The sequence below is a fragment of the Mycetocola saprophilus genome (assembly GCF_000718085.1).
GTDB lineage: Bacteria > Actinomycetota > Actinomycetes > Actinomycetales > Microbacteriaceae > Mycetocola > Mycetocola saprophilus.
This window is the reverse complement of the sequence record NZ_JOEC01000009.1, coordinates 1-5,796: the sequence shown is the minus strand read 5'-3', so window position 1 is coordinate 5,796 and position 5,796 is coordinate 1. Positions and strand designations below refer to the sequence as shown.

The following is a 5,796-nucleotide window of genomic DNA, read 5'->3' as shown; positions in this document are numbered from 1 at the left end:
GATTCACTGCAAGGCGGAGCACCGTCGAATGGCATCCCGGCCGAATTTTCAACATCAGGCACCAGGTGCCTCCTTCGGTTCGGGGCCCGGCTTTTTCACACCAGTCCAGTAGTCGTTCCAATCGGCCCGTTCAACGCCGATCACGCGCCACCCCTGACGCTTCAAGGTGCTACTCATCAGATTCCTCCTCAAAACCGGTTTTCCCGTCGGCATCACGGCAGTCGCCGCGGTGGTGGCGAGGCAGCGTGCACTCGTCCCAGAGTTCGCACTGGCGAATCTGGCCGCGGTGCAGAGGTCGTTCCAGATCGAACCGGATCGACTCGGGGTCGTGCCAGTTCCCGGCCACGGCCACGGTCACCCCATCCCACACCGTGCGCCAGCCGTCGTCCTCAACAATGACCGTCCCGCACCCGGTGCCCGCTTCCCCGGTGAAAACCAGGGCGTCACGCGGGTAGCTGGACAGCGCGTCAACCAGCTCGCCGACGGTCACCGGCCGTGTCTCGTCACTCACCAGGTGCCTCCTTCACTAACTCGTACCCCGTGGCCGTGGGGCGGAAACGATCAAGCCGGATCCGCCCCTTTCGCCCGAGATCTGTCATCACTTCTGCATGCGTGTCTCCCACGGTCACGATCTCGACCGTGCGGCCACCGCTTCGCTTATCCCGGTCACGCCAAACCTGACCCGGCCGCACCGTCTGCGCGCTACTCACTGGGAACCCCCTCGGCCGCGTCGCTCTGCACCGTGGCGAACCATGAGTCATAGATCGCCAGGAACTCCTCGGCATCCAGCTCCTCGCCCTGTGCCTTCGCAACCGCGACCGCCCCGAACCGAGCAAGCGACCGCATGTCGCCCGCATCCAAATCGCCTCGCGGCGAGCGGGGTTTCTTGAACCGTCCGAGATACGTGGTGGTCCGCCACGGTACCGCCCACAAATGCGGCGCATGCTCGCTGCCTCGGCTGATCGTTTCGACCATCTCAGCGTTGAGCGCGTTTGCATACTCGACGGCTTCGCGCATCGTGTCGAACTCCGCGATGTCGTCGGGGCCCTCGGTGTTCACGATGAACGGCTTCCAATTCGTGCTCATGGTGTTGTGTCTCCTTCTCGTCTAGTTGCCACGATGCGCTCATGCGGCACCCGCGGCTCATCAAAACCGGGCTCGGGGGCATGGCACGTGACGGTTTTCGCGTTGACCCGCTTGACTCGATGCCAACGGGCCCCATGCTGGGTGCGCTCAAGCACCCACGACGCCCCAGCTAGCTCACTTACGGGAACCGGATCATTGGGAAGCGAACCTAGGCGCTCAGCGGCCCTTGCTTTGCTCACGGCTGATACGAGCCGGTCACGCTCCGCGGTCTCGCGCCGAATAGTGCTCAGGTGCGCTTTCACCGATTTCGCATGCTGCCGTTCCGATCGGTGGAATCGCATCGACTGCATCCCGGGATCTACCGGCGCGATCTGGTGTGCTGCATCCCAGGCATCAAGCGCGGCCTGAGCCTCGGCAAGGCGCGACCGTTCAGTCTCCGGCATCACTCACCCCCGTCCTCGACCGGCCATAGCTCCTCGATGTACCACTCGTCATCCCAGGTCAGTGACGGCTCGTAGACGCCCAGCTCGCGGCCGTCGAAGTACTCCGCTTCGGAGGTGGATTCGAACACGTGATCAAGTCCGCATCCCGTCGGGTCTTCGATGAACCATTCCCCGTCCAAATGCCAGTGATCGACCCCATGACGGCGACGCTCGGGGCCAGGGTCGTTGTCCGGGTTCATCGCCTGGCATCGTGCCCGCGGGCACCGCTTACTGACTGCGCATGATTGGTCATGCTCGCCGCCGATCTCGTACTCGAAATCGTCCGAGGTTTCATCCGGCAGCTTCGTAAGCGTGATCGTGTGCACCATCACTCGGCCCCTTCTCGTTCGGTCGCGGGCTTTTTCCACGCCCGGAAATTGCGTATGTACACGGTGCCGTACGCGACCGCTGACAGCAGGAACCCGTACTGGTGAGTGGTCAACGCGAACGCCACCCACAACACCTGCGCGGCCAGGCCTACAGCCCACCCGGCACGGTTTTTCCCGCCAGCGAGCCACAGCCCGAGGATGCCCACCGCGGTGAGCAGATAAGACCAGAACTCCATCACTCGCCCCCTTCCTTGCGGCGGAGAGCGGCAACCGCGGTGTGAGCCTGCCGCACACCCTTCGCGAACGCATCCGACTTCGAATGCCCCAGCCCCGATCCCGGGGTCGGAGTGGCGTGCCCCGGTGCCAGAATTGCTTCCTCGGCCTCGGCTAACGCCTGCTCCCGAGCAGCAGCCCACGCGATCCGCATCGGCAGCAAAACCCGAGAGCGGAATGCGTCCGCCAGCCAGTCAGGAACGTCCGCCCAGGCCCCCGCGGAACGCGGACCGCTCTCATACCACTCGCGTGCGGCCTTCTCGATCACATCTTCCGGGATCTCGTGACCGGTCACAGTCCCAGCCCCTTCTCGATGTCTCGGGTCCACTCCTCGACCACCGCGTTCGAAGGCGCACGGTTGGCGAGTAGCAAAGAGATGATGTTCGCGATACGGGCCTGTTCCACCGCGGCCGCCTGCTGCTCAGCCAGGTACAGAGTCGCGTGGACCTGCGCCTCTGCGGCCGCCGCCAGAATCAGCGTGTCGCCGGTGATTTCCGGGCCGCGCACCCCGTCCTGAACTGCCAACATTGCCAGAGCGTGGCGCTTGTGGTCGATCTTCTCGGTCATGCTGATGCCTCCTCAGGCTCTACAAACTGAAACCCGCACTGGGTGATAAACGCGGGCGTGATCAAGATTTCTGTGGTGAAAGCCAGGGCCTTATGTGTGCCCTCGTACAAGGTCCCGAAGGCCTCGTACTCGCCGACAGTGACAACTTCGCCGATGACGGTGAGCTCAACGCCGTTCGCGTTCCGGTACAGGCCCGGGCGCAGCGACTCGGCTTCGGGTGCGCTCACGATTCGCCCCCTTCCAGGGTGATGACCGGACGCCCGGCCGGGGTGTGCTCAGCAATCAACGCGGCGAGTCTGGCCGCAGTGTCGGCATCGCGGCTGTCGTGATGGATGGTGTCGTACGGTCGCGCCGGATCCTCCGTCGCCCGGCCCAACCACACGTCCGTGACCCACCCGCCGGCGCGGTGTTTCGTCGGCGGTTCCCACCGCGCCGTGACCTTCACCCGGCCCACCTGCACCCGAGACGCCACCACAGCACCCGGCACACGACCACGAATAATCAACGGGGCAGCCGGGGTGAACCACACCGGCGCCAGCGTCACCGACGCCACATCAAGCGCGGTCATGCCGCGGCCCCGTCCAGGAGAGGTGCCCAGATCCCGCGCATGTGCTCGGCCTTGGCCGTGAGCCATTCGCGCACGGCCGGTTCGTCTTCCGGCTTTACCGCGATGTGGTGGCTGAACGGCTTGGCCTTGCGCTGCAAGAAGAAGAACAGCTTCAACGTGTCGCCGGGGATCTCGAAGCTCGGGTCTTCTGCGATCTCGTACGCATAGTCGGCGGGGTCTTCGCGCACCCAGTCCCACCGGAACAGCAGGTTGTAGTCCGGGTCCGAGTCGCCCCAGTCGTCCATGAAATCGGCCCAAGATTCGTGTTTCGCGTGCACCAGGTGGTACTCCCGGCCTCCCACGAAATAGCATCCTTCGGTGCAGTAGTAGCTGTGATTGTGTTCCCAGAGGTGTTTGGTTTCGGTGCTCATAATGTGTCTCCTTCGGTTTCTTGTTTCATGACGGCCCACCGCGCCAACCAGGCAGCAGGGACACCGTCGCTAATAGGCCCAGATGTCGTATCGGGCGATGAAAAGCGCCAGGACTTCACCCGGCGTCGGGGGTGCGTTGCGTCCGCATCTTGTGCAGTGCGCCGTGCTGGGGCCGTATGGGTTGTTGCTGCAGTGCCCACACCTGGGGGTTTCGTCGGGGGTCATCAGAACGGGGTGTCGTCCCCGAAGGTGCCGGGCTGGTTCCAGGCGTCGGCCCCGTTGAACGTCGGTGCTGCAGCGCCCCACGCGTCCGTCTGCGGCCCGTTCCCGCCCTGGGGGCTACCAGCACCCGCAGAAGCACCATTAGGCCGCCCCTGGCCACCCTGAGCGCCCACCCGGGATACCTGAGCGGTCGCCCACCGCAGCGACGGACCAATATCGTCCACCTGCAGCTCGACGGCGGTGCGCTTTTCGCCTTCCTTCGTCTCATAGCTGCGCTGCGTCAGTCTCCCGACCGCGATGACGCGCGCACCCTTGGTGAGCGACGCGGCCGCTTGCTCGGCCTGCTCACGCCACAGCGAGCAGCGCATGAACAGCGGCTCCCCGTCCTTCATCTGGTTCGTCTGCCGGTCGCGCACCCGGGGTGTGGACGCGATGGTGAAGTTCGCCACCGCGAGGCCCGCCTGCGAGTACCTCAGTTCGATGTCGCTGGTCAGGTTGCCGATGATGTGCAGAACCGTCTCCCCGGCCATTACTTGCTCACCTCCGGGAAGGTCACGGTGATCTGCGCGGCACGCACCAGGGCGAGTACAGCGGCCTCAACCAGCGGGTCCGACTCGCCCCGGCGATACCCGGAAACCACCTCCAGGACGTCGGCTTCGATGGTCTCGCTGACGACCAGGCTGATGACGCTGGTGGCGATCTCTTGCAGCTTGTCCGGGGTGAGTTCTGGGGCCGGTTTGGGGACGGTGATGGTCGAGGACTTCACGAGCTCGCGGACCGCGGCGATGTTTTCCGGGTGCGGGCCGAGTCCCCAGTCGAGGATTTCTCCGCGAATGTCGGTGTCATCGATTTCTTCGACCGCGGTGGCCACGATCTTGTGCGCGAGGTTGTACGCGGTGAGGTTGGTGAACGCCATTACAGGCTCCTGTCTGCCCCGGTTGGGGCGTTTTGGGTATGAAAAAGACCGCCCGAGGATTTCGGGACGGTCTGGGATTTGCGGGCGGCGTACGCGGCAATCTGCGCTTCGATACGCCTCGCCACTTGCGGCGACGGCCATAACGCCACCGCCTCGGCCGGGGTAAGTCTCCGGTCCGGGTCTTCTGCTGGCGGCAGCGGCCGTTCGGATGCGACCTTGATGGGGTCACGGGTGGCGAGGAACCGGGTGAAGTCTCGATCCGAGCTCAGTAGGCGGTCCATCACAGCCCCGCCAGCAGGTCGGGGATGGTGTCGTCCAATGCGACCTGGACCATTTCGACGCTGGCGAGCATTTCCCCGATAGCGCCGTCCTGGGTCTTCGCGGTGCCGCGGGCTTCCCCGAGTGACCAGGCCCACCCGGTACGGGTTTGCCGGACCCGGCCAACGGGCACCCATCGGGATCGTTCGTGCAGAGCATGGGCACCGTTTTTGAGCGGCACGACCTGCTGGATGGATACCTCACCGGTATCGCGGATGTTCACGAGAACCTTCATGACGCTCATGCGATCGCCTCGATCAGGTGGCGTCCGACCCATTCGGAGTACGCCGGAGGGATCGCTTCCCGCAGCCCGTCACGAGTCATCCAGTCGATGCCCATCGCGGCGCGGGCCTCGGCGACGCCAGAGAAGTTCCCCACGACGTGCATGAACTCGCCTGCGACAGGAGGCCTGCCCATCTTGGTGACCTTCGCCACATGCTCGGGATGCTCGGGCGCGGACAGGTCGATATTCGATTCGAACAGCCTGTGCCGATAGGTGCCGAGCTCGAACATGGCCCCGCACAGTTCGACCGGATCGTGCAGAGGTGCGCCGGGCACGTTCTCGATCACCCACGGCTTCCCGATGAGTTCGAACGCGGCTCGGGTTGCGTCGATGAAATCGGGG

The 5,796-nt window shown here is 64.7% G+C and carries 14 protein-coding genes; all 14 read right to left on the bottom strand.

The window, feature by feature from the left end:
* Positions 1–54: 54 nt before the first annotated feature.
* Positions 55–177, bottom strand: coding sequence for a hypothetical protein (locus IE92_RS19080; RefSeq protein WP_281173603.1), 123 nt, complete (start codon positions 175–177; stop codon positions 55–57).
* A complete protein-coding gene (locus IE92_RS0116175; protein WP_156027649.1) occupies positions 170–511 on the bottom strand; it encodes a hypothetical protein in 342 nt (113 codons plus the stop codon). The genes IE92_RS19080 and IE92_RS0116175 overlap by 8 nt, the downstream gene beginning before the upstream one ends.
* A 191-nt stretch (positions 512–702) precedes the next feature.
* The gene (locus IE92_RS0116170; RefSeq protein ID WP_030149536.1) at positions 703–1,086 is read right to left on the bottom strand and encodes a hypothetical protein; all 384 of its coding nucleotides are present in this window, start codon (positions 1,084–1,086) and stop codon (positions 703–705) included.
* 442 nt (positions 1,087–1,528) lie between these two features.
* Positions 1,529–1,897 carry a hypothetical protein gene (locus IE92_RS0116165; protein WP_030149535.1) on the bottom strand — a complete coding sequence of 123 codons (369 nt, stop codon included), beginning with the start codon at positions 1,895–1,897 and terminating at the stop codon, positions 1,529–1,531.
* Complete coding sequence (locus tag IE92_RS0116160; RefSeq protein WP_211250807.1) at positions 1,897–2,136, bottom strand: hypothetical protein; 240 nt, start codon at positions 2,134–2,136, stop codon at positions 1,897–1,899. The genes IE92_RS0116165 and IE92_RS0116160 overlap by 1 nt, the downstream gene beginning before the upstream one ends.
* Positions 2,133–2,465 (bottom strand): hypothetical protein, encoded by a 333-nt coding sequence (locus IE92_RS0116155; RefSeq protein WP_030149533.1) that lies wholly within the window; start codon positions 2,463–2,465, stop codon positions 2,133–2,135. The genes IE92_RS0116160 and IE92_RS0116155 overlap by 4 nt, the downstream gene beginning before the upstream one ends.
* Entirely contained in the window at positions 2,462–2,737 is a 276-nt protein-coding gene (locus tag IE92_RS0116150) for a hypothetical protein (protein WP_030149532.1), read from the bottom strand. Before IE92_RS0116150 ends, IE92_RS0116155 begins: the two co-directional genes overlap by 4 nt.
* Positions 2,734–2,964 carry a hypothetical protein gene (locus tag IE92_RS0116145; RefSeq protein WP_030149531.1) on the bottom strand — a complete coding sequence of 77 codons (231 nt, stop codon included), beginning with the start codon at positions 2,962–2,964 and terminating at the stop codon, positions 2,734–2,736. The genes IE92_RS0116150 and IE92_RS0116145 overlap by 4 nt, the downstream gene beginning before the upstream one ends.
* Positions 2,961–3,305 (bottom strand): hypothetical protein, encoded by a 345-nt coding sequence (locus tag IE92_RS0116140; protein WP_030149530.1) that lies wholly within the window; start codon positions 3,303–3,305, stop codon positions 2,961–2,963. The genes IE92_RS0116145 and IE92_RS0116140 overlap by 4 nt, the downstream gene beginning before the upstream one ends.
* The gene (locus IE92_RS17595; protein ID WP_030149529.1) at positions 3,302–3,715 is read right to left on the bottom strand and encodes a hypothetical protein; all 414 of its coding nucleotides are present in this window, start codon (positions 3,713–3,715) and stop codon (positions 3,302–3,304) included. Before IE92_RS17595 ends, IE92_RS0116140 begins: the two co-directional genes overlap by 4 nt.
* Before the next feature lie 224 nt (positions 3,716–3,939).
* Positions 3,940–4,467, bottom strand: a complete 528-nt coding sequence (locus tag IE92_RS0116130; protein ID WP_030149528.1) for a single-stranded DNA-binding protein — start codon at positions 4,465–4,467, stop codon at positions 3,940–3,942.
* On the bottom strand, positions 4,467–4,853 hold the full coding sequence (locus IE92_RS0116125) for a hypothetical protein (protein WP_030149527.1): 387 nt from the start codon (positions 4,851–4,853) through the stop codon (positions 4,467–4,469). The genes IE92_RS0116130 and IE92_RS0116125 overlap by 1 nt, the downstream gene beginning before the upstream one ends.
* A 280-nt stretch (positions 4,854–5,133) precedes the next feature.
* Positions 5,134–5,415, bottom strand: a complete 282-nt coding sequence (locus tag IE92_RS0116115) for a hypothetical protein (protein WP_030149525.1) — start codon at positions 5,413–5,415, stop codon at positions 5,134–5,136.
* On the bottom strand, positions 5,412–5,796 hold a 385-nt coding region (locus IE92_RS18600; protein ID WP_043322429.1), incomplete at its 5' end, for a hypothetical protein. The genes IE92_RS18600 and IE92_RS0116115, both read right to left, overlap by 4 nt.

Excerpts from the sequence above, each read along its gene's own strand:
- IE92_RS0116130 (WP_030149528.1), bottom strand. The coding sequence starts at position 4,467 with ATGGCCGGGGAGACGGTTCTGCACATCATCGGCAACCTGACCAGCGAC.
- IE92_RS19080 (WP_281173603.1), bottom strand. The coding sequence starts at position 177 with ATGAGTAGCACCTTGAAGCGTCAGGGGTGGCGCGTGATCGGCGTTGAA.
- IE92_RS0116165 (WP_030149535.1), bottom strand. The coding sequence starts at position 1,897 with ATGGTGCACACGATCACGCTTACGAAGCTGCCGGATGAAACCTCGGAC.
- IE92_RS0116125 (WP_030149527.1), bottom strand. The coding sequence starts at position 4,853 with ATGGCGTTCACCAACCTCACCGCGTACAACCTCGCGCACAAGATCGTG.
- IE92_RS17595 (WP_030149529.1), bottom strand. The coding sequence starts at position 3,715 with ATGAGCACCGAAACCAAACACCTCTGGGAACACAATCACAGCTACTAC.
- IE92_RS0116170 (WP_030149536.1), bottom strand. The coding sequence starts at position 1,086 with ATGAGCACGAATTGGAAGCCGTTCATCGTGAACACCGAGGGCCCCGAC.
- IE92_RS0116150 (WP_030149532.1), bottom strand. The coding sequence starts at position 2,737 with ATGACCGAGAAGATCGACCACAAGCGCCACGCTCTGGCAATGTTGGCA.
- IE92_RS0116115 (WP_030149525.1), bottom strand. The coding sequence starts at position 5,415 with ATGAGCGTCATGAAGGTTCTCGTGAACATCCGCGATACCGGTGAGGTA.
- IE92_RS0116140 (WP_030149530.1), bottom strand. The coding sequence starts at position 3,305 with ATGACCGCGCTTGATGTGGCGTCGGTGACGCTGGCGCCGGTGTGGTTC.